Source organism: Aeromonas sp. R4-1, from assembly GCF_040908325.1.
Classification (GTDB): domain Bacteria; phylum Pseudomonadota; class Gammaproteobacteria; order Enterobacterales; family Aeromonadaceae; genus Aeromonas; species Aeromonas veronii.
In genome coordinates this window covers 1-25,761 of record NZ_JBFODM010000039.1, presented here as the reverse complement: position 1 = coordinate 25,761, position 25,761 = coordinate 1, and the positions used below count along the sequence as shown (strand labels likewise).

General features: G+C 61.6%; 22 protein-coding genes and 1 pseudogene. 12 read left to right on the top strand and 11 right to left on the bottom strand.

Annotation, left to right across the window (positions count from 1 at the left end):
* Positions 1-11 precede the first annotated feature (11 nt).
* The 3 genes from AB5Y90_RS06350 to AB5Y90_RS06340 all read right to left on the bottom strand — a co-directional run bounded on the left by AB5Y90_RS06350 (position 12) and on the right by AB5Y90_RS06340 (position 3,733).
* Positions 12-740: a glutamine amidotransferase gene (locus AB5Y90_RS06350; RefSeq protein ID WP_216979890.1), complete on the bottom strand. Its 729-nt coding sequence runs from the start codon at positions 738-740 to the stop codon at positions 12-14.
* An 83-nt stretch (positions 741-823) separates the two neighbouring features.
* Entirely contained in the window at positions 824-2,320 is a 1,497-nt protein-coding gene (locus AB5Y90_RS06345; RefSeq protein ID WP_368166706.1) for a CoA-acylating methylmalonate-semialdehyde dehydrogenase, read from the bottom strand.
* A gap of 81 nt (positions 2,321-2,401) precedes the next feature.
* Positions 2,402-3,733: an aspartate aminotransferase family protein gene (locus tag AB5Y90_RS06340; RefSeq protein ID WP_100647093.1), complete on the bottom strand. Its 1,332-nt coding sequence runs from the start codon at positions 3,731-3,733 to the stop codon at positions 2,402-2,404.
* A 186-nt stretch (positions 3,734-3,919) separates the two neighbouring features.
* On the opposite strand from AB5Y90_RS06340, the gene AB5Y90_RS06335 reads away from it, so the two are divergent.
* The 6 genes from AB5Y90_RS06335 to AB5Y90_RS06310 all read left to right on the top strand — a co-directional run bounded on the left by AB5Y90_RS06335 (position 3,920) and on the right by AB5Y90_RS06310 (position 10,433).
* Entirely contained in the window at positions 3,920-4,462 is a 543-nt protein-coding gene (locus tag AB5Y90_RS06335; protein WP_005339643.1) for a cupin domain-containing protein, read from the top strand.
* A 124-nt stretch (positions 4,463-4,586) separates the two neighbouring features.
* Positions 4,587-6,083: an aldehyde dehydrogenase gene (locus tag AB5Y90_RS06330; protein WP_368166705.1), complete on the top strand. Its 1,497-nt coding sequence runs from the start codon at positions 4,587-4,589 to the stop codon at positions 6,081-6,083.
* Between the two features lie 126 nt (positions 6,084-6,209).
* Positions 6,210-6,380, top strand: a complete 171-nt coding sequence (locus AB5Y90_RS06325) for a hypothetical protein (RefSeq protein WP_005341999.1) — start codon at positions 6,210-6,212, stop codon at positions 6,378-6,380.
* A 125-nt stretch (positions 6,381-6,505) separates the two neighbouring features.
* Entirely contained in the window at positions 6,506-7,402 is an 897-nt protein-coding gene (gene rarD / locus AB5Y90_RS06320) for an EamA family transporter RarD (RefSeq protein ID WP_005356175.1), read from the top strand.
* Positions 7,403-7,581: 179 nt separating this feature from the next.
* Positions 7,582-9,201 carry a methyl-accepting chemotaxis protein gene (locus AB5Y90_RS06315; RefSeq protein WP_368166704.1) on the top strand — a complete coding sequence of 540 codons (1,620 nt, stop codon included), beginning with the start codon at positions 7,582-7,584 and terminating at the stop codon, positions 9,199-9,201.
* 122 nt (positions 9,202-9,323) lie between these two features.
* Positions 9,324-10,433, top strand: a complete 1,110-nt coding sequence (locus AB5Y90_RS06310; protein ID WP_368166703.1) for a YeeE/YedE thiosulfate transporter family protein — start codon at positions 9,324-9,326, stop codon at positions 10,431-10,433.
* 79 nt (positions 10,434-10,512) lie between these two features.
* Here AB5Y90_RS06310 and ompA read toward each other — a convergent pair whose 3' ends face one another.
* The 6 genes from ompA to ilvG all read right to left on the bottom strand — a co-directional run bounded on the left by ompA (position 10,513) and on the right by ilvG (position 18,297).
* Positions 10,513-11,607, bottom strand: coding sequence for a porin OmpA (gene ompA, locus AB5Y90_RS06305; RefSeq protein ID WP_111900973.1), 1,095 nt, complete (start codon positions 11,605-11,607; stop codon positions 10,513-10,515).
* A gap of 302 nt (positions 11,608-11,909) precedes the next feature.
* On the bottom strand, positions 11,910-13,430 hold the full coding sequence (gene ilvA / locus AB5Y90_RS06300; RefSeq protein ID WP_064338979.1) for a threonine ammonia-lyase, biosynthetic: 1,521 nt from the start codon (positions 13,428-13,430) through the stop codon (positions 11,910-11,912).
* Between the two features lie 3 nt (positions 13,431-13,433).
* Positions 13,434-15,275, bottom strand: coding sequence for a dihydroxy-acid dehydratase (ilvD, locus tag AB5Y90_RS06295; RefSeq protein WP_368166702.1), 1,842 nt, complete (start codon positions 15,273-15,275; stop codon positions 13,434-13,436).
* 143 nt (positions 15,276-15,418) lie between these two features.
* A complete protein-coding gene (locus AB5Y90_RS06290; protein ID WP_368166701.1) occupies positions 15,419-16,363 on the bottom strand; it encodes a branched-chain amino acid transaminase in 945 nt (314 codons plus the stop codon).
* 12 nt (positions 16,364-16,375) lie between these two features.
* Complete coding sequence (gene ilvM / locus AB5Y90_RS06285) at positions 16,376-16,654, bottom strand: acetolactate synthase 2 small subunit (protein WP_005342011.1); 279 nt, start codon at positions 16,652-16,654, stop codon at positions 16,376-16,378.
* Complete coding sequence (gene ilvG, locus AB5Y90_RS06280) at positions 16,651-18,297, bottom strand: acetolactate synthase 2 catalytic subunit (RefSeq protein ID WP_368166700.1); 1,647 nt, start codon at positions 18,295-18,297, stop codon at positions 16,651-16,653. The genes ilvM and ilvG overlap by 4 nt, the downstream gene beginning before the upstream one ends.
* Positions 18,298-18,681: 384 nt before the next feature.
* Here ilvG and AB5Y90_RS06275 point away from each other — a divergent pair, with 384 nt between their 5' ends.
* From AB5Y90_RS06275 to AB5Y90_RS06265, 3 genes are all read left to right on the top strand, one after another.
* Positions 18,682-20,196, top strand: coding sequence for a YifB family Mg chelatase-like AAA ATPase (locus AB5Y90_RS06275; RefSeq protein WP_368166699.1), 1,515 nt, complete (start codon positions 18,682-18,684; stop codon positions 20,194-20,196).
* A 126-nt stretch (positions 20,197-20,322) separates the two neighbouring features.
* On the top strand, positions 20,323-21,222 hold the full coding sequence (locus tag AB5Y90_RS06270; protein ID WP_368166698.1) for an acyltransferase: 900 nt from the start codon (positions 20,323-20,325) through the stop codon (positions 21,220-21,222).
* A gap of 6 nt (positions 21,223-21,228) precedes the next feature.
* Positions 21,229-22,194: an acyltransferase gene (locus tag AB5Y90_RS06265; protein WP_368166697.1), complete on the top strand. Its 966-nt coding sequence runs from the start codon at positions 21,229-21,231 to the stop codon at positions 22,192-22,194.
* Here the strand turns inward: AB5Y90_RS06265 and AB5Y90_RS06260 are convergent.
* The gene (locus AB5Y90_RS06260) at positions 22,119-22,625 is read right to left on the bottom strand and encodes a DUF523 domain-containing protein (RefSeq protein ID WP_368166696.1); all 507 of its coding nucleotides are present in this window, start codon (positions 22,623-22,625) and stop codon (positions 22,119-22,121) included. The genes AB5Y90_RS06265 and AB5Y90_RS06260 overlap by 76 nt on opposite strands.
* The gene (locus AB5Y90_RS06255) at positions 22,622-23,272 is read right to left on the bottom strand and encodes a DNA mismatch repair protein MutT (RefSeq protein WP_368166695.1); all 651 of its coding nucleotides are present in this window, start codon (positions 23,270-23,272) and stop codon (positions 22,622-22,624) included. Before AB5Y90_RS06255 ends, AB5Y90_RS06260 begins: the two co-directional genes overlap by 4 nt.
* Positions 23,273-23,346: 74 nt before the next feature.
* Here AB5Y90_RS06255 and AB5Y90_RS06250 point away from each other — a divergent pair, with 74 nt between their 5' ends.
* The 3 genes and pseudogenes from AB5Y90_RS06250 to AB5Y90_RS06240 form a co-directional block, all read left to right on the top strand.
* Complete coding sequence (locus AB5Y90_RS06250) at positions 23,347-23,982, top strand: nicotinamidase (RefSeq protein ID WP_005357452.1); 636 nt, start codon at positions 23,347-23,349, stop codon at positions 23,980-23,982.
* An 89-nt stretch (positions 23,983-24,071) separates the two neighbouring features.
* Positions 24,072-25,250 carry a nicotinate phosphoribosyltransferase gene (gene pncB, locus AB5Y90_RS06245; protein WP_236397747.1) on the top strand — a complete coding sequence of 393 codons (1,179 nt, stop codon included), beginning with the start codon at positions 24,072-24,074 and terminating at the stop codon, positions 25,248-25,250.
* Between the two features lie 118 nt (positions 25,251-25,368).
* A pseudogene (locus AB5Y90_RS06240) lies at positions 25,369-25,761 on the top strand (IS3 family transposase); the annotation flags it as partial.

Below are 25,761 nucleotides of genomic sequence, written 5' to 3'. Positions count from 1 at the left end.
ACAAACCGGGCTCAGGCCGCGCCAGCCCGCAGCGGCAGGATCCCCAAAAACTGCAGCAACCACTGCATCATGGTGGTCGAATCCACCTCCCCCTCCAGCGAGGAGAGGCTGCTCTGGTAACGCTCGTCGGGCAGCAGGCCACGGCGCCGTTCGATCAGCGCCCGGTTGTACTCCACCGAGAACTCCGGGTGCCCCTGAATGGCGACGATGTGATCCCCCTGCAAAAACATGAAGTTGGGACAAAAATCGTTGCCCGCCAGTCGGGTTGCCCCCGGCGGCAGCAGGGCCACCTGATCCTGATGGCTGGCCAGAATGCGGATCTGATCCCGCGCCGGTGCCATCCAGGGCTCATCTGCCAACATGGGATGTACCGACACTCCCAGTCCCCACCCCTTGGTAGACTTCACCACCTCGCCGCCCAGCGCCTGGGCGATCACCTGATGACCGAAGCAGACACCGGCCAGCTTGACGTCGGCATCGTGCGCCTGACGGATCCACGCCCGCAGTGCCTGAATCCAGGGGATATCGCTATAGGCGTCGTGGCGCGAGCCTGTGATGAGCCAGGCATCGCACTCGTGCAGATCCTCCGGCAATTCCCCATCAAGAGCCGACCAGACCCGAAATTCCAGTTCGGGGGCCAGGGCCGCAAAGCCCCTGATAAACATCTCGGAGTAAACGGGGCCAAAACGATCCGCCAGATCGGGATCGAGCCGGTCACAATCGAGAATTCCCAATCGCATCTGTTGTTCCTTTACAGAGTTCGCCCCCGCCAATCATTGACCGGCGGGGGCAAGAGGTTAGGCCATGAACACGCGCCAGCGCGTCACTTCATGGTCGGCATGGAGAACTCGGCACCACTGCGTAGGCTCTGGGGCCAGCGCGCCGTCACCGTCTTCATCCGGGTATAAAAGCGAACCCCGTCCGGCCCGTGCATGTTGAGCGGCCCGAAAATGGAGCGCTTCCAGCCGCCAAAGCTGTGAAACGCCATCGGCACCGGAATGGGAACGTTCACCCCTACCATACCGACCTGCACCCGCGCCGTGAAGTCCCGCGCGGTGTCGCCGTCGCAGGTAAAGATGGCGGTACCGTTACCGTACTCGTGCTCGTTGATGAGCCGCAGCGCCGTCTCGTAGTCCGGCACCCGTACGATGGAGAGCACAGGGCCGAAGATCTCCTCGCGGTAGATGCGCATCTCGGGGGTCACCTCGTCAAACAGGCAGCCCCCAATAAAGTAACCCTCGTCGTGGGTCAGCGTTCGGCCATCGACCCGCAGCACAGCCCCCTCGGTCACCCCCTGATCCACGTAGCCACGCACCTTGGCCAGATGCTCCTTGCTGATGAGCGGCCCCATTTCGTTCTCCGGGCTCTGGCCCAGCCCCGGGCCCACCCGCAGTTTTTCCACCAGTGGCGTCAGCTTGGCCACCAAGGCATCGGCGGTCTCGTCACCCACCACCACGGCTACCGAGATCGCCATGCAGCGCTCGCCCGCCGCCCCATAAGCAGCCCCCATCAGGGCGGAGACCGCCTGATCGAGATCCGCATCCGGCATCACCACCATGTGGTTCTTGGCACCGCCCAGCGCCTGCACCCGTTTGCCGTGGGCCGAGGCGGTGGCATAGATGTACTGGGCGATGGGGGTGGAACCGACAAACGACACGGCTCCGACCCGTGGATCAGTCAGCAACACGTCCACCACCTCCTTGTCACCGTTCACCACGTTGAGCACGCCATCCGGCAGACCGGCCTCCTTGAGCAGCTCGGCCATCCGCAACGAGAGGGAGGGATCCTTCTCGGAGGGCTTGAGAATGAAGGTGTTGCCGCAGGCGATGGCGACCGGGAACATCCAGAGCGGCACCATGGCCGGGAAGTTGAACGGGGTGATACCGGCGCAGACCCCCACCGGCTGCATCATGGAGTAGCTGTCTACCCCGCGCCCGACGTTGAGGGAGTGCTCCCCCTTGAGCAGATGGGGAATGCCGCAGGCAAACTCCACCACCTCCAGCCCGCGGGTCAGCTCACCCTGCGCATCGGAGAAGACCTTGCCATGCTCGCGACTGATGAGCTGGGCAAGCTCGTCCCTGTGCTGCTCCATCAACTCCTTGAAGCGGAAAAAGACCCGGGCCCGCACCAGCGGCGGGGTTTGTGACCAGTCGGCAAAGGCGCGCTCGGCGATGGCGATCGCCTCCTGACACTCGGCGGCGCTGGACAGCCCCACACTCCCCTGCTGCTTGCCACAAGCGGGATTGAAGATGGCCCCCTGGCGCTCACTGCGACTCTCCTGCAGCTGGCCGTTGATGAAGTTGCTGACCCTGTATGTCATGTATCCTCCGTGATAACTGATGCAGTAAATGCGCTGAGCAAATCAACGCAAGGCCCCGCCAGTGCGGGGCCATCAAATGGGTTAGGGTTGTGCCTGCAGGGCATCCTGCAGCAGGGTGAAGAGATCGTCGATCTGGCTGCGCTCGATGATGAGGGGCGGCGACAGGGCGATGATGTCGCCGGTCACCCGGATCAGAGCCCCCTTCTCGAAGCAGCGCACAAACACCTCATAGGCGCGCTTGCCCGGTGCATCCGGCATGGACTCCAGCTCGATACCCGCCACCAGCCCGTAGTTGCGCACATCCTTCACATGCTTGCAGCCCTTCAGCGAATGGGCCGCCTCCTCCCAGTAGCCCGCCAAATCGGCAGCGCGGCTGAGCAGGTTCTCGTTGCGATAGATTTCGAGGGTCGCGAGCCCCGCAGCCGCAGCCACAGGATGACCGGAGTAGGTGTAGCCGTGGAACAGCTCGATAGCCCCCTTTCCTGCCGCTATCATGTCGTCATAAATGTGCTTCTGCACCAGTACCGCGCCCATGGGGATGGCGCCGTTGGTCAGCCCCTTGGCGCAGGTGATCATGTCGGGGATGACATCGAACTCCTGCGCGGCGAAGGGGGAACCGAGGCGGCCGAAACCGGTGATCACCTCGTCAAAAATCAGCAGGATGCCGTGTTTGGTGCAGATCTCCCGCAGCCGCTTGAGGTAGCCTTTGGGGGGCATCAGCACACCGGTACTGCCAGCGATGGGCTCGACGATCACCGCCGCGATATTGCTGGCATCGTGCAGGAAGACGATCTTCTCCAGCTCGTCGGCCAGCGCTACATCCTCCTCGGGCAGCCCTTTGGTGAAGGCATTCTTGGCGATGTTGAGGGTATGGGGCAGATGATCCACCCCGGTCAGTAAGGAGCCGAACCACTTGCGGTTACCGGGGATCCCCCCCACCGAGATGCCGCCAAAGCCGACCCCGTGATAGCCACGCTCGCGGCCAATCAGCCGGGTGCGGGTGCCCTGACCGCGAGCTCGCTGCCAGGCCAGCGCGATTTTCAGCGCGGTATCGACCGACTCGGAACCCGAGTTGGTGTAGAAGACGTGACCAAAGCCCTTGGGGGCGATCTCCACCAGCCGGTTGGCCAGCTCAAACGGCAGGGGGTGGCCCATCTGGAAAGTGGGGGCAAAATCGAGGTGGGAAATCTGCTGGGAGACCGCCTCGGCAATCTCGCGCCGACCATGGCCCGCGTTGCAACACCAGAGTCCGGCTGTGCCATCCAGTATCTTGCGGCCATCCTCTGAGTGATAATACATCCCCTCTGCCGACTTCAGGATGCGCGGCGCCGCCTTGAACTGCTGGTTGGCGGTGAACGGCATCCAGAAGGCGGACATGTCGGAGGGCGTATTGATGTCGCTGATCGGTTTCATGGTCACCTCATCCTTAAGGTGTTTAGCAACTGTCGGCCAATGCCTATTAAATTAAACACCTGAATCCATAAAAAAGGGCCCGTTATCGCCCTGTCTGGTGCCACCCCTAGCTAGACGCATCAGCAGGGTGGTATAAGATATTTAACACAATTTTAATAATAGTAAACAGTCAAGGAGTGTCTATAGATGGATATCGGTCACCGCCTCAAGGCGGTTCGCACCAAGGCAGCCCTCTCCCAGCGCGAGCTGGCCAAGCGTTCCGGTGTGACCAACGGATTTATCTCCCAGATCGAGAAAAATCAGGTGAGCCCCTCTGTCGCCTCCCTGCGCAAGGTGCTGGAAGGGATCCCCATGTCGCTAGCCAGCTTCTTCACCGAAGAGACTGAAATGGGCACCGAAGTGATCTTCCGCGCCGCCGATATGCCGGATCTCGGCACGCATCCCATCAGCTACCGGCTGGTCGGGCACAGCCGCGCCAACCGCGCCATCGGCATGTTGCAGGAGGTGCTGCCACCTGGCGCCGACACCGGCGACGACATGCTGAGCCACGAGGGTGAAGAGTGCGGCATCGTCATCAAGGGCGAGGTTGAAGTGACCGTGGGCGAGCAGATCTACCTGCTGGGCGCCGGGGATGGCTACTACTTCGACAGCCGCACCCCCCACCGTTTTCGCAATAGTGGCGAACAGGAGTGCGTGCTGATCTCGGCCAACACCCCCGCCAGTTTCTGACATTCAGACGCGCATCGGCAGGGGGGCAATGTTTAATGAATTGTTACAAGGTGGATTTACAAGCGGCAGGATGTTTAGCATATTGATACGCGGAAACTGACTTTTGCCGGTTCAAGGAGTGAACATGAGTGACCTGACCCTGGCCCAGTGGCAACACAAGGCCTCCCATCTGACCCTGCCCTCGCAAGCCTTTATCAACGGCAGCTATCGGGATGCCGTCAATGGCGCCACCTTCGATTGCATCAACCCGGCCAACGGCAAGCTGCTGACCAAGGTGGCAGCCTGCGATGCCGCCGATGCCGAGTTGGCGGTACAGGCCGCTCGTGATGCCTTCAACGACAAGCGTTGGAGCGGCCTGCCGCCGAAACAGCGCAAACAGATCATGCAGCGCTTCGCCGAGCTGATGCGCCTCAACAAGGTGGAGCTGGCGCTGCTGGAGTCGCTGGATATGGGCAAACCCATCGGCGACGCTATGGGCTATGACGCCCCCGCCGCCGCCAACTGCATCGCCTGGAACGCCGAAGCGATCGACAAGATCTACGATCAGGTCGCCCCGGTGGAGGAGTCAGCACTGGCGCTGGTGACCCGCGAAGCGCTCGGGGTGGTTGCCGCCATCGTGCCATGGAACTTCCCGCTGGTGATGGCCTGCTGGAAGCTGGGCCCGGCGCTCGCTACCGGCAACTCGGTCATTCTCAAGCCTTCCGAAAAATCGCCCCTGACCGCCCTGCGTATCGCCGGTCTGGCCAAGGAGGCGGGTATTCCGGACGGCGTGTTCAACGTGCTGCCGGGCTTTGGTCATACCGTGGGCGAGGCGCTGGCCATGCATATGGATGTGGACTGCATCACCTTCACCGGCTCCACCAAGATCGGCAAACATCTGGTGGAGTGCTCCGGCAAGTCCAACCTCAAGCGCGCCTTTATGGAGTGCGGCGGCAAGAGCCCCAACATAATACTGGCGGATGCGCCGGATCTGGACGCCGCGGCCAAGAGCGCCGCTGGCGCCATCTTCTACAACCAGGGTGAGGTGTGTACCGCCGCCTCCCGCCTGCTGGTGCAAAACAGCATCAAGCCGCAATTTATGGAGCGACTGCTGGCCCATGCCCGCGAGTGGATCTCGGCCAACCCGCTCGACCCTGCGACCCGCATCGGCGCCATGGTGGATCACATCCAGATGGAGCAGGTGCTGCGCTATATCGAGATTGGCAAGCAGGAGGGGGCCAAGCTGCTGCTGGGCGGCAACCGCACCAATATGGAGAGTGGCGGCTTCTATATCGAACCCACCATCTTCGACGACGTGACCCCGCAGATGCGCATCTTCCGCGAGGAGATCTTCGGCCCTGTGCTGGCGGTGACCGGCTTCGATACGCTGGAAGAGGCCATTGCGCTGGGCAACGACACCGACTATGGGCTGGCGGCGGCGATCTGGACGGCGGATCTCAACAAGGCGGTGAAAGGCTCGCGCGCCCTGCGCGCCGGTACCGTGTTCGTCAACAACTGGGACGGTGGTGACATGACCATGCCATTTGGCGGCTTCAAACAGTCCGGTAACGGTCGCGACAAGTCACTTCATGCGCTGGAGAAGTACACCGAGCTGAAAAGCACCTGGATTCAGCTGGATTAACACGACAAAGCAGCACTATCGGATCAAAAAGGGGGAGAAATCCCCCTTTTGCATTTTTGGCCTTCCATCACCGGGCTCAATCCTTATAATGATAAAAAAGCCAACATGTTAAATATAAAGACAAAAATGCTATTTTTTCTGGGAAGCGTACTTTTTCTGGTGATCGGTTTGCCCCTGCTGTTCTTCGTGCTGGGGCACGGCGAGGCCTACGTGACCTGGGGCCCCTGGATCTCCGCCATCGCCCTGATGTTGTGGCTGTTGATGGACGTCGACAAGATCCGCCGCGGTAAAGGCTGACCGGCCAGCCACACTCCTCCTATCCCTCAAACTTCGTTTATTCGCTTCTTTCCCCGCAAAAGGATCGCTACACTGATTTTTTGCGATGTTTTCCCGCATCCAACGCTTCAGTAAAGGTCATCCGCATGCCGCAACAGATCCAGCGTCAGGGCGTCATCTACGCCCTGTGCGCCTATACCCTTTGGGGCATAGCCCCCATCTATTTCAAGACCATCTCTGCCGTTCCGGCCGCCGAGATCCTGACCCACCGGATGATCTGGTCCTGCGTGCTGCTGATGGTACTGACCCTGGCAGGCCGTCAGTGGCACAAGGTGCAGGCGGTGCTGCGCCAGCCAAAAGTGTTGCTCACCCTAGCGTTTACCTCGGTTACCGTCGGCGGCAACTGGCTGCTGTTCATCTGGGCCATCAACAACGGTCACATGCTGGATGCCAGCCTCGGCTACTACATCAACCCGCTGTTCAACGTACTGTTGGGAATGGTGTTTCTGAGCGAGAAGCTGCGCCGCCTGCAGTGGTGGGCGGTGGCGCTGGCCTTTGCCGGGGTGGCGATCCAGCTTATCGCCTTTGGCTCCTTGCCCTGGATTGCGCTGGTGCTGGCGTCGAGTTTCGCTATCTATGGGCTGGTGCGCAAAAAACTGGCCCTCGATGCCCTCACCGGTCTGCTGATCGAAACCATGATCATGCTGCCGCCAGCGGCCATCTATCTGTGGGGCTTTGCCGACAGCCCCACCAGCCATCTCACCCAGAACGATTGGCACCTCAACCTGCTGCTGATCGCCGCAGGCGCCGTCACCACGGCCCCCCTGCTCTGCTTCACTGCCGCCGCGACCAGGCTCAAGCTCTCCACCCTAGGCTTCTTCCAGTACATAGGCCCCAGCCTGATGTTCATCCTCGCGGTCACCCTCTATGGGGAAGCGCTGGCGATGGACAAACTGCTCACCTTTGCCTGCATCTGGAGTGCGCTGGTACTGTTCAGTCTGGATGGGCTGCGCAGCGGCAAAGCCGCGCCAAGCCGAACCTGACACCGCCTCACCACCATCGACCCCGGCTCATCCGCCGGGGTTCTTTTTCATGGCACCAGCGGTTTTCAGACTGCGACTTCCCCTTCTCCAGGCCGACTCGCCATCAACAGACCACACCCGAGTCTCACTATCCCGCCAGAGAGCTATGCTATCCATGAACGGAGCCGAATGGAGGCAACATGCTCAAGCACATTCACGACAGATCCCTGCTTTTTGGTCAGGTTCTGGAGATCATGGTCATTATCACACTGATCTCCATCAGCTTTTTTGGGCTTTACTCGGTCCGGAGCGCAGCCGATCAGATGGGACAGGGGAAGGATGTGGTAGCCGATATTCTGCCGCCGCCTCTCTACCTTATCGAATCCCAGTTGCAGGTCTACACACTGCTCCATGCCAAACCGGAGGAGCGGGAGGCCCTGCTGCAAACCCTCGCCCGACTGCAGCAAGAGTTCGAGAGCCGTAACCGCTTCTGGCAAGAGAGCAGCCTGAACGAGCCCCTCAGGGAGCTGCTGCTGGGGGAGCAAAAAGTGCAGGGGGAGCTGTTCTGGCAGTTGCTCAACGACAAGTTTGTCCCCGCCATCAAGGTGGGGGACCTGGCGCAGGCGGGAGCGATCGCGGCGCGCCTGCACACCCTCTATAACGCCCACCGGCTAGGGGTGGACGCCACCGTCATCCGCGGTAACCAGTATGCCGCCGAGCAAATGGCCCATCTCGCCAACACCACCCGACTCTGCTACGGCCTGCTGTTGTGCGCTGCACTGCTGGGGGCCGGGCTCATCTTCTGGCTGGGACGCCCCACCCAACAGCGACTGCTGGCCGCAGGCAAGGCCACCGCCGCCATCGCCGAAGGGGAGTTGAACCGCCCCATGCCGGAGCCGGGCCTCGACGCCATCGGCGAGCTGATCCGCCAGATCGGGGCCATGCGTGACCAGCTGGCAACCCTGGTGGAGTCGCTGCAGCGCAGCGCCAGTACGCTGGATGATCGCGCCACCAGCCTGACCGCCATGGCACAACGGCACACCGATGACAGTCAGGCACAGGTCGGGGCGGCCCACCATATCGAACAGGCCATCGAACAGCTCACCCACTCCATTGAACAGGCGGGTAGCCAGCTGCATCAGGTGGGGGAGCAAACCCTGCAGTCAGCAGAGCGGGCACAAGAGGCGACACTCGCCATCCACACCGTGGAACAGGTGATCGGGGAGCAAGTCACGGGAGTGAAGCAGGTCTCCCATACCATTTCGGATCTGGCCGGCCTCTCGCAGCAGATTGCCGGGCTGGCGGGCGCCATTCACGATATTGCGGAGCAGACCAATCTGCTGGCGCTGAACGCCGCCATTGAAGCGGCGCGGGCAGGTGAACAGGGACGCGGTTTTGCCGTGGTGGCGGATGAAGTGCGCTCGCTGGCGACCCGCACCGGCAGCGCCACCACCGAGATCAACACCATCATCGGCAAGATCCAGGATGTCAGCCTGCGCGCCGCCAGCGAGATGGATACCGAACTGTCCCGGGTCGAACAGGCGGTCACTCACACGATGACAGCGCGCCAAAGCGTCGCCCGGATCGCGCAGAGCTGCGAGGAGATCAACCAGCGCATCGCTGAGGTCGATCAGTTGATGAGCGATGAGACCCGGCTGGTGCAGGGGATCCACCATCAGGTCGGCGAGATGTCGCGGTTGGCGGCCGAGGCCAACCAGAGCGCCAGTCAGGCCGCCGAAGAGGCGACCATGGTCGCCCAGCACGCCCGCATCCTGACCAGGCAGACTCACCACTTCCATCTCGACACCACCCGCCATTGATCCCCGGCGCTGACGGGAGTCAGCGCTCCCCTTTTTCTCTGCACTGGTTAAATGGGTAGCATTAGACTCCATGAGGGAATAGGATCCGCCCCTCTAAAAACCAACTGCAAGGATCAACTGGCATGACTCGAAAATGGTCGCTCCCCATCGTGGTAATCGCGGGGGGAGCGTTACTCTGGCTTGGCAACACCTTTGGTATGAAATGGGCTCTGATGGCCCTGATCGGATTCGGCTTCGGCTTCACCCTCTCCTTCAGTCGCTTCGGCATCGTATTCGGTTGGCGCGAAATGCTGACCAAACGCAACAGCTACTACGTGCGGGTTCACCTGCTCACCATCGCCATCGAAATTCTGCTGTTCACCACCTTCCTCTCCTTTAGCCACGCCCTGTTTGGCGATGCCATGGTGGGTAACGTGATGGCTATCGGCATTCCCTTCATCGTCGGTGCCTTCCTGTTCGGCATCGGCATGCAGCTGGCAGGCGTCTGCGCCACCGGCACTCTTTACTGCTGCGGCGAGGGACAACCCCGCTTCTGGCTGGTGCTGATCTGCTACGGCATCGGCACCCTTATCAGCAACCAGTTCCGCCCCGAACTGGAGGCCACCTTCTCCAGCCATGTGGTATTGGCCCGGGATCTGACCGGCAATATCTGGAGCGGCATGCTGCTCAACCTGGCGCTGGTCGCTGCGATGTTCCTGCTGTTTCGCAAGAGCGAACTCAAGCGCACCGGCGAGCTCAAGCCCCTCTTCAGCGGCGGCAATCTGTTCTGGCGCGATGGCCGCTTCACCGTGCTGACCGGCGGCATCATCATCGCCCTGCTCAACTCGTCCGTGGTCGCTCTGCACGGCTCGGCCTGGACCATCACCGGCGCCGTCTATGACATGGCGCTGCGCGGAGCCTCCCTGTTTGGCCTGTTCGAGGGCAACCCCAAGCTGGCCCAGCCACTCTTTATCAACCCCATGGTCGGCATGTTCTGGCTCGGGATTCTGGGGGCCATGATGGCGCGCTGTTTGAGCGGTGGCGGCAACTTCGCCCCGATGCGGATCGGCAACAGTCTGGCCTCCATCATCGGCGGCCTGTTGATGGGGATGGGGGCTATGTACGCCGCCTGCAACCTCGGCGGCTTCTTCGATGGCACGGCATCTGGCAGCCTGCACGGCTGGGTCTGGATGCTGATGGCCCTCGCTGGCAGCCTGATCGGCATCCGCCTGCGCCCGCTGTTCGGGCTCTGAGGCACGACATCGTAAACACCCCATAAGAAACGGGAGGCCAAGCCTCCCGTTTTTACATTTATCGATCCCGTTGCTCTGCTTATTGGACAGGCTGGGAGACCCCTTCCAGATGGATTTCTACCCGGCGATCCGGTGCCAGACAGGCGATCAGCTCCTGCTTGGAGCGGCTGGCACAGCTGCTGCCAGTGACCGGATTGGCCTTGCCACGTCCCTCGACTCGTACCTTGTCGGCATACAAGCCTTTGGATACCAGATAGCTGGCCACGCTCTGGGCCCGCTTCTCGGATAGCGCCAGGTTGTAGTTGTCGGAACCGATGCGGTCGGTATAACCGATGACAGTTGCGACACCATCTTTCGGATTGGCCGCCACAATCTGGCTGAACAGGGCATCGAGCGCCTGATTGGCAGCCGGTTTCAGGGTCGCCTTGTTGAACTCGAACAGCACATCGGAACTCAGGCTGAAGGTTTTGGGCTCCACCACGGCTACAGGTGCCGGTTCGGCGGCCGGAGCGGGCGCCGGAGCAGCGACCTCGCCACCTTGCTGACCGAAGCGATAGAGCATCCCGAACGAGATCAGGCCGTTATCCATCTCGATACCGGAGCGATCGAGAGAGGCATCTCCCAGCGGCGTGGTGTACTGGTACTCCAGACGGGCAGCCCAGTCACGATCGATGGCGTATTCGGCACCCAGCGCACCAACGAAGGCAGCGCCATGCTTTTTACCGGTCTCGCTGGTATTGGCGAAGCTGATCTCGCTATCCGTCCAGGCATAGGCGCCGCCCAGTCGACCATAAAGATCGAGCACATTTGTTGCCGGGAAGCTGATCTTCATGGTGGCCTGAATCATCTGGCTCTTGGCTTCGGTCTTGAGGGTATTGGCGCCAGTGCCCGAAGTGGTGTCGTATTTGCCAAGCCAGTCATAACCCAGCTCGAAACCCAGGTTGGGGTTGAGCTGGTAACCGGCGAACAGGCCCAGACCCAGATCATCCGTGTTCTCGCTGGTATTACCCAACGTCTGGGCAATCGACTCGGCATACTGGTTGTGGTCAACGCCATAGTAATTGGACCAACCGGCCTTGCCACCGACATACCAGGTATTGTCCTGAGCGGCAGCCTGCACGGCTCCGGCCGCCAGCAAACCACTGACCAATACGGCAAGCATGGATTTATTCATATTTTCGCCTCTGCAATAAGTCGTTATGGGCGCCTGAGTGCGCACTCTTCCCTGTGTGAAGCCGTCAGGCGGCCTCTCCGCTATTCAGGGTATCCCATCCGAACGCAGCCTCAAATGACCAAGCCATCAGGAGTGTGAGCTTGCCAGCAATATCCGGCGTAAAAATCACCTGTGTACCTATTCATACTGTTTTGCCAGTTAAACCATGACGTTGCGTCGTACGGAGTGGACCTATCCGCACGCAGCAATAGAAAAGGGAGGCATAACGCCTCCCTCCCGATGAGTTGTTGCAGCCCCCTTGCTCAACTGGCTAGGAACAGCCGGTAGGCGGGGTCGTCGCTCACCTCTTTCCAGCCGTAGCCAATCTCGCGCAGGTAGTCGTGGAAGGCGGCCACGTCCTCGTCCGGCAGCTCGAAGGCGCAGAGCACCCGGCCGTAGTCGGCACCGTGGTTGCGGTAGTGGAACAGGCTGATGTTCCAGCGACAGCCCAAGGTCTCGAGGAAGCGCATCAGGGCACCCGGCTGCTCCGGGAACTTGAAGCTGTAGAGCCGTTCACCGAGGGGCCGGGCCGGGCGGCCGCCAATCATGTAGCGCACATGATTCTTGGCCAGCTCGCTCTCGGTCATGTTGACCACCGGATAGCCGTTGCCGCCGAGCTGATCGATGATCTGGCCCAGCTCCTCGTCACCGCCGGTGAGGCGCACCGAGACAAACAGCGACGCTTGCTCCGCGTCCGCATAGCGATAGTTGAACTCGGTCACCATACGCGGCCCGAGCTGACGGCAGAAGTCGAGGAAGGCCCCCTTGCGCTCGGGGATGGTCACCGCCAGCATGCCCTCGCGCTTCTCGCCAATCTCGCAGCGCTCCGACACGTAGCGCAGGCTGTGGAAGTTGACGTTGGCGCCGGACAGAATGGCCGCCATCCGGCCACCCCTGACCTGCTCCCGCTCGCTGTAGGCCTTGAGGCCTGCCAACGACAGGGCGCCCGACGGCTCGGCAATGGCGCGGCAGTCGTCGAAGATGTCTTTCAGTGCGGCGCAGATCTGATCGTTGGAGACGGTTACCACTTCATCAAGATACTGGTTGCACAGGCGGAAGGTCTCCTCGCCGATGCGCTTGACCGCCACCCCGTCCGCAAACAGCGAGACCCGCTCCAGATTGACCGGCTCGCCAGCAGCCATGGCAGCCTTGAGACAGGCGGACCCCTCCGCCTCCACCCCGATCACCTTCACATCCGGCAGCAGTTGCTTGATATAGACCGCCACCCCGGCGGCCAACCCGCCACCGCCCACCGGCACAAAGACGTGAGTGAGGTGGGTATCCTGCTCCAGCAGCTCCTTGCCGATGGTGCCCTGCCCGGCGATCACCTCAACGTCGTCAAACGGCGGGATCAGGGTGTAGCCCTCAAGCGTGGCGAGGCGGCGACTCTCGCCATAGGCCTCGTCGAAGCTATTGCCAAACAGCATGACGTTGCCGCCCTGACGGCGTACCGCATCGATCTTGATATCCGGCGTGGTCTTGGGCATCACGATGATCGCCTTGATGCCGAGCTTGGCGGCCGACAGGGCGACCCCCTGCGCGTGGTTGCCAGCAGAGGCGGCGATAACGCCGCGCGACTTCTGCTCCTCGGTCAGGGTGGCGATCTTGTGGTAGGCACCGCGCAGCTTGAAGGAGTGGACCGGTTGCAGATCCTCCCGCTTCAAACTGACATGGTTGCCGAGCCGCTCGGAAAGTTTTTTCAACGTTTGCAACGGGGTCACTCGCGCCGCCTCGTAGACGGGAGAGAGCAACACCTTGCGTAGATAATCCGCCGCAGAGACCATGATTTATTCCCCCAGCATCGAGCGATCGCGAACCGCGCCTTTATCGGCGCTGGTGGCGAACATGGCGTAGGCTCGCAGGGCAAAGGAGACCTGGCGCTGACGATCGAGCGGCTTCCAGCCACGGGCTTCCACGGCGACACGGCGGGCGGCCAGCACGCTGTCGGCCACCTCCAGCACCATGCTGCGGGCCGGGATATTGATGCTGATGATGTCGCCATCCTCCACCAGACCTATGGTGCCGCCGGAAGCGGCCTCCGGCGAGACGTGGCCGATGGAGAGACCCGAAGTTCCGCCGGAGAAGCGACCATCGGTGATCAGGGCGCACGCCTTGCCGAGGCCCATGGATTTCAGATAGGTGGTGGGGTAGAGCATCTCCTGCATGCCCGGCCCCCCTTTCGGCCCTTCGTAGCGGATCACCACTACCTCGCCTGCTTTCACGGTACCATCGAGGATGCCGTTCACCGCGCTCTCCTGACTCTCGAACACCCGGGCCGGACCACGGAAGGTGAGGTTCTCCTCATCTACCCCGGCAGTCTTGACGATGGCACCGTTGACCGCGAGGTTGCCAGAGAGCACCGCCAGGCCGCCCTCCTGGCTGTAAGCGTTGTCCAGCGAGCGGATGCAGCCTTCGGCGCGGTCCAGATCCAGCTCTGGCCAGCGACAATCCTGACTGAACGCCTTGGTGGTGCGGATGCCGGCCGGACCAGCTCGGTAGAAGTCCACCACCTCCTGACTGGGCTGGCGGCTGACGTCATATTCATCGAGCTGCTCGACGAGAGAGCAACCCAGCACGGTACGGGTATCCCCATGCACCAGACCCGCTTTTTCCAGCTGGCCCAGAATGGCGACCACGCCGCCGGCGCGGTGCACATCTTCCATATGGTACTTCTGGGTGGAGGGTGCCACCTTGCACAGTTGCGGCACCTTGCGCGACATGCGGTCGATATCGGCCATGGTGAAGTCGACACCCGCCTCCTGCGCCGCCGCCAGCAGGTGCAGCACGGTATTGGTAGAGCCGCCCATGGCGATATCGAGCGCCATGGCGTTCTCGAACGCCGCCTTGGTGGCGATATTGCGCGGCAGGGCGGTCTCGTCATCCTGTTCATACCAGCGCTTGGCCAAAGTCACGATGCGCTGACCCGCCAGCTTGAACAGCTGCTCGCGGTCGCTGTGGGTTGCCAGCATGGAGCCATTGCCCGGCTGGGAGAGACCCAGCGCCTCGGTCAGACAGTTCATGGAGTTGGCAGTAAACATGCCGGAACAGGAGCCGCAGGTGGGGCAGGCGCTGCGCTCCACCTGCTCGCTCTGGGCGTCCGATACCTTGGGATCGGCCCCCTGGATCATGGCGTCCACCAGGTCCAGCTTGATGATCTGGTCGGAGAGCTTGGTCTTGCCCGCTTCCATCGGGCCGCCGGAGACGAAGATCACCGGAATGTTGATGCGCAGGGCGGCCATCAGCATCCCCGGGGTGATCTTGTCGCAGTTGGAGATACAGACCATGGCGTCGGCGCAGTGGGCATTGACCATGTACTCCACCGAGTCGGCGATCAGCTCCCGCGACGGCAGGGAGTAGAGCATGCCGCCGTGGCCCATGGCGATGCCGTCATCCACGGCGATGGTGTTGAACTCCTTGGCGACGCCGCCGGCGGCTTCGATCTCGCGGGCCACCAGCTGACCCAGATCCTTGAGGTGAACGTGGCCCGGTACGAACTGGGTGAAGGAGTTGACCACGGCGATGATGGGTTTGCCGAAATCCTGATCGGTCATTCCGGTGGCACGCCACAGGGCGCGGGCCCCGGCCATGTTACGTCCGTGGGTGGTGGTGGCGGATCTCAACTTCGGCATGTCTCTACTCCCTGAATGCCCATATGGGCTCGATGCGTTATGCGGTGATGATACGAGTGGATCGGAATCGATCCTGGTGAAGACTCCTCTGGGAAGCGCTCACCGGAAGCGACTCGGGGAGGCACAGCGCCTCCCCTCTCTTATCAGTCGTTGACGGGCGTCAGCCAGCCCCACTTGTCCTCGGTCTTGCCATTGAACAGGCCGAAGAAGGCGTTCTGCAGCTGCTCGGTCACCGGGCCACGGCTGCCAGCACCCACCTTCATCCGATCGACGGAGCGCACCGGCGTCACTTCGGCGGCGGTGCCGGTCATGAAGATTTCGTCTGCCACATAGAGCGCCTCACGGGGCAGCGCCTGCTCACGCACCTCGTAACCCAGATCACGGGCCAGCGTCATGATAGTGTCGCGGGTGATGCCGGGCAGGATGGCGGCGGTAGCGGGCGGGGTAAACAGCACGCCGTTCTTCACCAGAAACAGGTTCTCCCCCGCCCCTTCGCTCAGGTAGCCGTTCACATCCAGCGCCAGCCCCTCGGCGAAGCCGTTGCGCTTGGCCTCACGGCTGATCAGCTGGGATGACAAATAGTTGCCGCCCGCCTTGGCGCCGGTGGGAATGGTGTTGGGAGCGAGCCGGTTCCAGGAGGTGACGCACACATCCACCCCGTTTTTCAGCCCCTCTTCCCCCAGATAGGCGCCCCATGGCAGGGCCGCCACCATCAGGTCAGCCTTGGCATCCAGCGGCGGATGCAGCCCCAGCCCCACGTTGCCGACAAAGGCCAGCGGGCGCAGGTAGCCGCTCTTCAGGCCGTTCTCGCGCACCACGGTGCGGCAGGCTTCATTCACTTCGGCCTCGCTGTAGGGGACCTCCATCCAGTAGATCTTGGCGGAGTCGAACAGGCGGCGGGTGTGCTCCTGCAGACGGAAGATGCAGGTGCCTTTGGGGGTATCGTAGGCGCGTACCCCCTCGAACACCGAGGAGCCGTAGTGCAGGGCGTGGCTCATCACGTGTACCTGGGCATCCTGCCAGGGCACCAGTTTGCCGTTGAACCAGATGTATTGGGGGTGAGTGGCGGATTGGGAAGGCTGTGACATTGGCTTGGCTCCTTAAGCTCTGATCCGGGGTTGCTGTTCCAGTGCATCGACCCGGGAAACGTCCACCAACTTCACCAGCTGGCTCCACAACTGCTGGATGGGACGCACCGACTCGACAGTAACCGTGATCCGCAGCTGTTGGCAATCCTGCTCCATATTCAAGGCACAGAGATTGAAGCCGCGGTGACGCACCACCCGCAGCACCCGCTCCATCACTTCCGGTCTGGGCTGGGCGTGGATATGCAGGGTGTGTTGTGCAAATGCTGGTTGGGCAAGGGTGTGCGGGTTCATGGGCGTTGCTCCATCATCTGGTGGTTGGCGACTCCCGGTGGAACCAGGGGCCAGACGTTTTCTTCCTCTGAAATAGCCACATGCAGCAGGTAGGCACTCTCGCTTGCCAGCAGGCGATCGAGGGCGCCGGCTATCTGCTCCTTGCATGTGATGGTCTCGCCCGGAATGCCGAAGGCGGCAGCCAGAGCGACGAAATCGGGGTTGTCGGAGAGAATGGTCTCGCTGTAGCGGCCGTCGAAGAACAGCTCCTGCCACTGGCGCACCATGCCGAGGCGCTGGTTATCCAGCAGCACCATCTTCACCTTGAGCTGAGCGCGGCGGATGGTACCGAGCTCCTGCACGTTCATCATGAAAGAGCCATCACCGCTTACCAGCACCACTTCATCCCCCGGGCGCGACATCTTGGCGCCGATGGCGGCCGGCAGACCGAACCCCATGGTGCCAAGACCGGCGCTTGAGAGGTGGTTACGCGGGCTGGTGAAGCGCATGTGCTGGGCCACCCACATCTGATGCTGACCCACGTCGCAGGCGACCACGCTGCTCTCCGGCAACCTGGCGGAGAGCTGCTTGAGCAGGGCTGGAGCGTAGATGGCCTGACCCGGGTGGTCGTAGCGAAACACATATGCGCGAGCCATGGCGGCGCAGTGTTCACGCCAGGGGGCGATGTCGAGAGTCATGGCGAGGCGCGGCAGCACCTGTTTGAGATCCGTGGTGATCCCCACCTCGGCGGCGCGGCGCTTGCCAAACTCTGCGGCGTCCACATCGAGATGGATCACCTTGGCTTCGGGGGCAAACTCCTCCAGCTTGCCTGTCACCCGATCATCGAAACGGGCACCCACCACCAGCAGCAGATCGCACTGCTGCACCGCGTAGTTGGCGGCCTTGGTGCCGTGCATGCCAAGCATGCCGAGGTAGACGGGGCTATCGGGGTCGAGCACGCCAATCCCCTTGAGGGTGGTGACCGCAGGTATGCCGGTGGCGGCGGCAAAGTCGCGCAACTGCTGCTCGGCATTGGCCATGCCCACTCCGCCACCGACGTAAAGCACCGGACGCTCGGCTGCGGCGATCAGAGTGCGGGCTGCGGCCAACTCCGAGGGATTGAGCGCCTCTGGCTCTTCCACCGCAAACAGCGGGCTCTGGGCAGGCACCGCGGCCAGTTGCACATCCTTGGGGAGATCGATCAGCACAGGGCCGGGTCGACCTTCGGTGGCGATAGCGAAAGCCTCTGCCAACACCCGCCCCAGATCGGCGGCATCGGTCACCATGAAGGAGTGCTTGGTACAGGAAAGGGACATGCCGAGCACGTCGACCTCCTGAAATGCATCGGTACCGATGGCGGAACAGGGCACCTGACCGCTGATGGCCACCAGCGGCACCGAATCGAGCAGCGCCTCCGCCAGACCGGTTACCAGATTGGTAGCGCCGGGGCCGGAAGTAGCGATGCAGACCCCCACCTGACCGGAGGCGCGGGCATAACCGACCGCCGCCATGGCTGCGCCCTGCTCATGGCGGCAGAGCTGATGGGCCAGACCACCGTCATACAGGGCATCGTAGACCGGCATGATGGCCCCGCCCGGGTAACCAAACACCTGGGTCACACCCTGTTTCTTGAGAGCCTGTACCAAAAACTGCGCGCCGTTCATGTGGAAAATCCTGTCCTTTGGTCGAAAAAAAACCCCCGAGCTGTGAGGCTCGGGGGTCGCTTGTTTCGTTCTGTCCGGTGGTGGGTCTATCCCTTGTTCCGTGCAGCTAAACGAGCCCCGAGCGGTGAGATAATAATCACCACTAGGATCACAATAATGCTGACGAAACGGGAGGCCATGTTCATAGTTACAACCGGAAATCCTGTGAAATTGGGGCGGTTTCTACCGCGAATGGCTATTAGAACTAGCACGGTGATTTTTATTGGGCAAGCCTTTTTTCTGTGACAACCCACTGATTTTGGCTATTCCCCAGCCGGAACTATGGAATAAAAAACCAACAACAAGCAGTTAGTCAGAACATATATCAACTCAAGGACGGGATTTATGTCATTAGCTGTGGTTTATAGCCGTGCCAGCCTCGGGATCGCGGCCCCGCAAGTTACGGTGGAAGTTCACCTCTCCAACGGCCTGCCCGCCTTCAACATGGTCGGCCTGCCGGAAACCTCGGTGAAAGAGTCGCGAGATCGGGTGCGCAGCGCCCTGCTCAACGGCAATTTCGAGTTCCCGAGTAAACACATCACGGTCAATCTGGCCCCCGCCGATCTGCCCAAGGAGGGAGGCCGCTTCGATCTGGCTATCGCTATCGGCATTCTCGCCGCTTCCAAGCAGATACCAGCAAAATACCTGCTCGATCATGAATTTTTAGGTGAGTTGGCCCTGACCGGCGAAATTCGTCCCGTGCTCGGGGTGCTGCCTGCCGTACTCGCCTGCCGGGATGCGGGGCGCACCCTGCTGGTACCGCGAGAGAACGGCCCGGAAGCCTCCCTCATTCAGGATGCCGAAGTGCGCACCGCCCACCAGTTGCTGGCCGTCACCGCCTGGCTGGCAGGCCAGTACGAACTGCCGCTGCCGGATCCCCAAAGCGCGGAGAGCCTGCCCAATGTGCCGGACCTGCAGGATGTGATCGGCCAGTCACAGGCCAAGCGAGCGCTGGAGATCGCCGCCGCCGGCAGCCACAACCTGCTGTTCATCGGCCCGCCCGGCACCGGCAAGAGCATGCTGGCGAGCCGATTGCCCGGCATTCTGCCGCCGCTCAGCGAGCAGGAGGCGCAGCAGACCGCCGCCATCCACTCCATCGGCGGCCTCACTCCGCGCGCCGGTCACTGGCACCACAGACCCTATCGCACGCCCCACCACAGTGCCTCCGCAGTAGCGCTGGTGGGCGGCGGCAGCCACCCAAGGCCCGGCGAAATATCGTTGGCCCACAACGGGGTTCTGTTTCTGGATGAATTGCCCGAGTTCGAGCGCAAGGTGCTCGACTCCCTGCGCGAGCCGCTGGAGACGGGCCACATCACCATCAGCCGGGCCGCCCGCCAGGTGGATTTTCCCGCTCGCTTCCAGCTGGTGGGCGCCATGAATCCCAGCCCCTGCGGCCACTATGGCGACGGCCAGACCCGCTCCAGCCCGGATCAGATCTTGCGCTACCTCGGCAAGCTCTCCGGCCCCTTTCTCGACCGCTTCGACCTGACAGTTGAGGTGCCGCTGCTGCCCAAGGGGAGCCTTACCGGCAAGGCGGAGCGGGGGGAGTCGAGCCAGCAGATCCGCGATCGGGTGCTGGCGGCGCGAGAGCGCATGCTGAGTCGTAACGGCAAGCTCAACAACCTGCTGGATAGCCGTGAGATAGAGGATATTTGCCGCTTATCACCGCAAGATGCCGACTTTTTGGAGAACGCCATCCAGAAGCTGGGGCTCAGCATCCGGGCCTGGCATCGCATCCTGCGGGTGTCACGCACCATCGCCGATCTGGCCGGGCAACCCGCCATCGGCAAGGAGCATCTTATCGAGGCACTCGGCTACCGGGCCATGGACCGGCTGTTGTCGCGATTGCGCAGCAGCTGACAGAAGGGAAAGGGTGAGTCCGACTCCGTAACGGCTCTGAATGGTCTCACGGGCAATCGGCTGATATTATGGCCACAGATCTGACCACTTGATGGCCCTTTATCGACAGCAAGACGGACCCGACTCATGCCCAACAAGCTGACAGAGCGACTGCGCGGCAGCCTCTCCACCCTGCTCTATTTTTCCAACACCCTCTTCTGGTTTGTCCCCATCTTCTCGCTGGGTCTGCTCAAGCTCCTGCTCCCCCTCAAGGGGTGGCGCACCCTCTGCAACTGGCTGCTCGATGGCTGTGCCAGCTGCTGGATCGGTTTCAACAATCTGATCCAGAAAACCATCATCAAAACCCCTTTCGAGGTGGTCGGAGTGGACAAAGGGCACCGGAATGAGTGGTATATGGTGATTGCCAACCATCAATCCTGGGTCGACATACTGGTACTGCAGCGGGTTTTTAACCAAAAAATCCCCTTCCTGAAGTTTTTCCTCAAGAAAGAGCTGATTTGGGTACCTTTTCTCGGTCTGGCATGGTGGGCGCTCGACTTCCCCTTCATGCGGCGATATTCCAGGAAATTTCTGGAAAAATATCCCCATCTGAAGGGAAAAGACATTGAAACGACCCGTAAGGCCTGCGCCAGGTTCCGCCACATTCCGGTGAGTGTGATGAACTTCGTCGAAGGCACCCGCTTCACCGGCAGCAAGCATCAGAAGCAGGGCTCGCCCTATCGTCATCTGCTGCTCCCGAAAGCGGGGGGCATCGCCTTTACTCTGGCCGCCATGGGTGATCAGTTGCATCAACTGGTGGATGTCACCATCGCCTATCCGGACGGCATCCCCAGCTACTGGGACTTCATGTGCGGCCGGGTCGGGCAAATCAAGGTTCAGGTCCGCTATTTGCCGATCGACCGCAAATTGGTGGGGGATTACTTCAATGACCCCGAGTTCCAACAAGAGTTTCAACAGTGGCTGAACGGGATCTGGCACGAAAAGGACCAGACCCTGAGCCAACTGCTGGCAACCAAGGCGCAGTAAACATTCATGCTATCCCTGCTTCCCGGCCCGCTGGTGCTGATCATCAGCGCGGGCCTGACCATCCTTTTCACCGCCTTGTGCGCCAGCTTGATCCTGCTGGTGTCGCTGGCCAAACTGCTGCTGCCGATCCCGGCCTTTGGTCGCGCCTGCAGCCGGCTCAACAACCGCTTCATGAGACTGTGGCTGGCCTGCAATGCGCTGGTGATCCGCCTCACCACCCGTATTGACTGGCAGGTGGAGGACAATACCAAGCTGCGCAAGGATGCCTGGTATCTCATCATCAGCAATCACATGAGCTGGACCGATATCGTGGTGCTCGGCCACCTGTTCCGCGACCGGCTGCCGGTGCCCAAGTTCTTTATGAAACACGAGCTGATCTACATACCGCTGTTGGGGCTCGCCTGCTGGGGGCTCGATATGCCCTTCATGCGCCGCTATTCGCGAGAATTTCTGTTACGAAATCCCCATCTGCGCGGCAAGGATATCGAGACCACCCGCAACGCCTGCGAGAAGTTTCGCCACATCCCCACTACCGTCATCAACTTCGTGGAAGGGACCCGCTTCACCGAGCAAAAACGGGATGCTTCCCGCTCCCGCTACCGCCATCTGATGCCGCCCAAGGCGGCGGGGCTGGCCTTTACGCTGGCAGCCATGGGGGAGCAGTTCGACAGCCTGATCAACGTCACCATCCGCTATCCGGACAATGCCGAGACCCCGTTCAAGGACTTCCTGATGGGACGGGTGAAACGCATTCAGGTGCGGATTGAGGAGCTACCGGTGAATGAACAGCTGATAGGAGATTACTTCAACGACAAGCAGTTCAAGCGCGGTTTTCAGGAGTGGCTAAACCAGCGCTGGCAGGAGAAGGACGAGGTGCTGGAGGGGTGGCAGAGCGGTCAGGCGCCGCTGCCGGTTGCCGCCAAATCCGAGGAGGAATCCAAAGAGAGCGCAGAAGCCAACTCGGCCAACTGATCTTCGGAAAAGACAGCAATCCCGTGGCGGCGCAGCAGGTCGGTGGTCTTGCCCTCGCCCGCCACAGAAACACCTTCAAAGCGGCCGTTATAGATACGGCCGCTGCCACATGAGGGGCTCCCCTCTTTCAGCAGGGCGAAGCGAATGCCCTGCGTCTGACAGATTTCCAACGCCAGCTCGGCGCCGCGATCAAACTCGGCAGTCACATCCATCCCGCTCGCCGTCACTACGCGCTCGCCCTGTCGCTCGGCAGGAGGGCGCGGAGTTGGCAAACCGCCCGCCACTTCGGGGCAGAAGGCCAGCACCCGCCCCTCGGCACCCAGCGCACTCAGCCAGTCGCTGACAATCCCCTTGCTCTGACCGTCGTAACGCACCGGCTGACCAAGCAAGCAGGCACTCACCAGCACCTTGTGCACGCCGGTCTCACTCATGCTTCCGCTCCATGCATCACCTGATCGAACATCACGCAGCAGGGGCTCTCCAGCCGATAGAGAATGGCGGGGCGCTGTTTGCCGGTGCGCTTGCGGCCGGTATCCACCAGAATGTCGGCGCGATGGATCCGCTTGCGAAAGGCGGCCGTATTCATGGGTGTTTGCAGGATGATTTCGAAGGCACGCTGCACCTCGGATAGGGTGAACTCGGGCCCCAGCAGTTGCAGCGGCAGGGTGCTGTAGCGGCTCTTGATCCGCAACCGCTCCAACCCCTTGGCGATAAGCTGGACATGGTCGAAGGCGAGGCTCAGCCCCGGCAGGTTGGCGAGCGGATGCCAGCAGCCGTGGATCGCCTCCACTTCCGGCTCCACTAGACAGAGATAGACCAGGGTCGTGGACCAGCCGCGGGGATCCCGCTCCAGATTGCCGAGGGTGCAGACCTGCTCGCTGTAGCAGTGACCGAGCCCCCACTCTGCCAGCAGACGGCGCTGGGCGGCATCGAGATCCCGATCCCGGGTCTCGTCGATGCGCAGCGCAGGCAGTTGCCAGCAGTGGGCAAAGGGGGGGCGATCGCGGGTCTCGAGCAGCAGCTCGAGCCGCTCCTCATGCAACCGCAGCACCACCATATCCAGACTCATTCTCAGCATGCCGATCGCCCTGCTCGCCTTCCATTAATGTTTGGTAGATAATATCACACGAATAGTATGTGCAGGAGCCAATCATGGGAACCGTCGCCAGCCTGGATATTGATGCGCAGAAGGGCTTTACCCCCCTCTGCCCGAACGAACTGCCCGTCGCGGGCGGTGATGATATTGTGGCTGCGCTCAACGCTCAGGCCACCCTCGCCACGCTGCGGATCGGCAGCAAAGACTCTCACCCTGCCAATGCCGACTGGGCCGTCTCTGACCCCGCCGGCATGCTGCTGCCGCTGGATCTACCCAACGCCGACCTCACCTGGCCGGTGCACTGCGTACCGGGCAGCAAGGGCTTTGAGCTGCTCGACGGCCTGCCCGCCCCCATCGACTATGACTTCTTCGTCTGGAAGGGGGTCGAACCGGATCTCCATCCCTACGGCACCTGCTTCCACGACCTGGCAGAACGGCGCAGCACCGGACTCATCGAATTCCTGCAAGCCCGCAAGGTCGATACCGTACTGGTCGGCGGCCTCGCCACCGACTACTGTGTCAAAACCAGCGTGCTGCAACTGCGTCGCGCCGGTTTCCGGGTGATCGTCCATCTCGATGCCTGCCGTGGCATCGCCCCCGCGACGGTTGCCAGCGCCCACACCCAGATGATCGAGGCTGGCGCCGAACTGGCCCAGACCCTTATCGATGTACAACGCCTGCTGGACGCCTGATATGCCCGCAATCCTCACCAGCCTGTCCGATAGCGGCGCCTGCAATTTAACTATGCAACTGGCGTTCGCTCGCCTGCGGGGAGCCTGATATGCCACCGATTCTTACCAGCCTGCTCGACACCGACGCCTACAAGCTGCATATGCAGCAGGCGGTGTTCCATCGCTATCCGGATGCCGAGGTGGTGGCCGAGTTTCACAGCCGCAATGAAGAGGATCTGCTGCCCATGATGGGGCAGATCGAGGAGCAACTGCGCCTCGCCGGTTCCCTGCGACTGACCAAGCCAGAGCTCGATTTTCTGGCCGAGCGTCCCTTCTTCACTCCTGACTACCTCGACCACCTGCGCCGCAAGCCGCTCGACGCCTCGCTACTCAAGGTGTTCGAGCAGGATGGCCGCATCAATGTGCGGGTCGAGGGCCCCTGGCAGGATGTGATCCTGTGGGAAATCCCGGTGCTCGCCATCATCAGCGAGATGCGCAACCGCTTCCGCTACCCCCAGTTCGGCGTCAGCCACGCGCTGGAGCGGCTCGATCAGAAGATCGACAAGCTGGAGAAGGAGCTGAGCAGCGACGAGATGAGTGAGTTCAACCTCATCGACTTCGGCACCCGCCGCCGCTTCTCCCATGCGGTACAAGATGCGGTAGTGGGTCGCCTCAAGGAGCGGCTGCCAGCATTTCGCGGCACCAGCAACTACATGCTGGCCCAGAAGTACAAGCTGCCCGCGGTCGGCACCCAGGCCCATGAGTGGTTCCAGGCGCACCAACAGCTCGGCTTCCCGCTGGAGCACAGCCAGCGCGCCGCCCTCACCAGCTGGCTGGACGAGTTCACCGACCATCTCGGCATCGCCCTGACCGACTGCATCACCATGGATGCCTTCCTGCGCGACTTCGACTTCGAGCTGGCCAGCAGCTATCAGGGCTTGCGTCACGACTCCGGCGATCCCGTGGTGTGGGGCGAGAAAGCGATCAGCCACTATCAGCGCCTCGGCATCGACCCCACCGAAAAGACCCTGGTCTTCTCCGACGGGCTCAACCTCGACAAGGCGGTGCAGCTGTTCCGCCACTTCCGTGGCCGCATCAATACCAGCTTCGGCATCGGCACCAAGCTCACCTGCGATCTGCCCGGCGTCAGCCCGATGAACATCGTCTTCAAGCTGATCGAGTGCAATGGCGGCCCGGTCGCCAAGATCTCCGACAGCCCGGGCAAGACCCTCTGCCGGGATGCGGAGTTTATCCGCAACCTCAAACAGGCGTTCCACGTCGGGGTCTGATCTTCCCGAACACCAGAAAACAAAAAGCCCGCCGGTTCGCACCGGCGGGCTTTTTTATCGACTCTGTCCCGTCCTGAATATGGTTTACACCTTTCCCCCCCAATAAATGGAGAACCCGATGGGACAAGGTGTGAAACGGACACAGCGCGATTACTCACTGACTTTTAAACTGGCACTGGTCGAGCAGATTGAAAAAGGCGAGCTCAGTTGCCAGCAAGCACAAGCCCGATATGGCATTCAGGGCAATTCGACCATTCTGGTATGGTTACGTAAACATGGTCGGCAAGATTGGAGCCAGGGGGCTTCTGTACGTGCCGGCAGGAGCATCACCATGCCTGACCCCGACAACCAGACGCCAGAACAGCGCATCAAGGAACTCGAGCAACAGCTGGCGCTAATGAGTCAGAAGGCCCAGTTCTTTGAGGCCATCGTCGATGTACTGAAGAATGACTACGGCGTCTCCATCGTAAAAAAGCGACCCGGCAAGTCCTCTCGCAGCGGCAAGTCGAGA

Coding starts and splice junctions, on each gene's coding strand:
- AB5Y90_RS06350 (WP_216979890.1), bottom strand. CDS start 740: ATGCGATTGGGAATTCTCGATTGTGACCGGCTCGATCCCGATCTGGCG.
- AB5Y90_RS06345 (WP_368166706.1), bottom strand. CDS start 2,320: ATGACATACAGGGTCAGCAACTTCATCAACGGCCAGCTGCAGGAGAGT.
- AB5Y90_RS06340 (WP_100647093.1), bottom strand. CDS start 3,733: ATGAAACCGATCAGCGACATCAATACGCCCTCCGACATGTCCGCCTTC.
- AB5Y90_RS06335 (WP_005339643.1), top strand. CDS start 3,920: ATGGATATCGGTCACCGCCTCAAGGCGGTTCGCACCAAGGCAGCCCTC.
- AB5Y90_RS06330 (WP_368166705.1), top strand. CDS start 4,587: ATGAGTGACCTGACCCTGGCCCAGTGGCAACACAAGGCCTCCCATCTG.
- AB5Y90_RS06325 (WP_005341999.1), top strand. CDS start 6,210: ATGCTATTTTTTCTGGGAAGCGTACTTTTTCTGGTGATCGGTTTGCCC.
- rarD (WP_005356175.1), top strand. CDS start 6,506: ATGCCGCAACAGATCCAGCGTCAGGGCGTCATCTACGCCCTGTGCGCC.
- AB5Y90_RS06315 (WP_368166704.1), top strand. CDS start 7,582: ATGCTCAAGCACATTCACGACAGATCCCTGCTTTTTGGTCAGGTTCTG.
- AB5Y90_RS06310 (WP_368166703.1), top strand. CDS start 9,324: ATGACTCGAAAATGGTCGCTCCCCATCGTGGTAATCGCGGGGGGAGCG.
- ompA (WP_111900973.1), bottom strand. CDS start 11,607: ATGAATAAATCCATGCTTGCCGTATTGGTCAGTGGTTTGCTGGCGGCC.
- ilvA (WP_064338979.1), bottom strand. CDS start 13,430: ATGGTCTCTGCGGCGGATTATCTACGCAAGGTGTTGCTCTCTCCCGTC.
- ilvD (WP_368166702.1), bottom strand. CDS start 15,275: ATGCCGAAGTTGAGATCCGCCACCACCACCCACGGACGTAACATGGCC.
- AB5Y90_RS06290 (WP_368166701.1), bottom strand. CDS start 16,363: ATGTCACAGCCTTCCCAATCCGCCACTCACCCCCAATACATCTGGTTC.
- ilvM (WP_005342011.1), bottom strand. CDS start 16,654: ATGAACCCGCACACCCTTGCCCAACCAGCATTTGCACAACACACCCTG.
- ilvG (WP_368166700.1), bottom strand. CDS start 18,297: ATGAACGGCGCGCAGTTTTTGGTACAGGCTCTCAAGAAACAGGGTGTG.
- AB5Y90_RS06275 (WP_368166699.1), top strand. CDS start 18,682: ATGTCATTAGCTGTGGTTTATAGCCGTGCCAGCCTCGGGATCGCGGCC.
- AB5Y90_RS06270 (WP_368166698.1), top strand. CDS start 20,323: ATGCCCAACAAGCTGACAGAGCGACTGCGCGGCAGCCTCTCCACCCTG.
- AB5Y90_RS06265 (WP_368166697.1), top strand. CDS start 21,229: ATGCTATCCCTGCTTCCCGGCCCGCTGGTGCTGATCATCAGCGCGGGC.
- AB5Y90_RS06260 (WP_368166696.1), bottom strand. CDS start 22,625: ATGAGTGAGACCGGCGTGCACAAGGTGCTGGTGAGTGCCTGCTTGCTT.
- AB5Y90_RS06255 (WP_368166695.1), bottom strand. CDS start 23,272: ATGCTGAGAATGAGTCTGGATATGGTGGTGCTGCGGTTGCATGAGGAG.
- AB5Y90_RS06250 (WP_005357452.1), top strand. CDS start 23,347: ATGGGAACCGTCGCCAGCCTGGATATTGATGCGCAGAAGGGCTTTACC.
- pncB (WP_236397747.1), top strand. CDS start 24,072: ATGCCACCGATTCTTACCAGCCTGCTCGACACCGACGCCTACAAGCTG.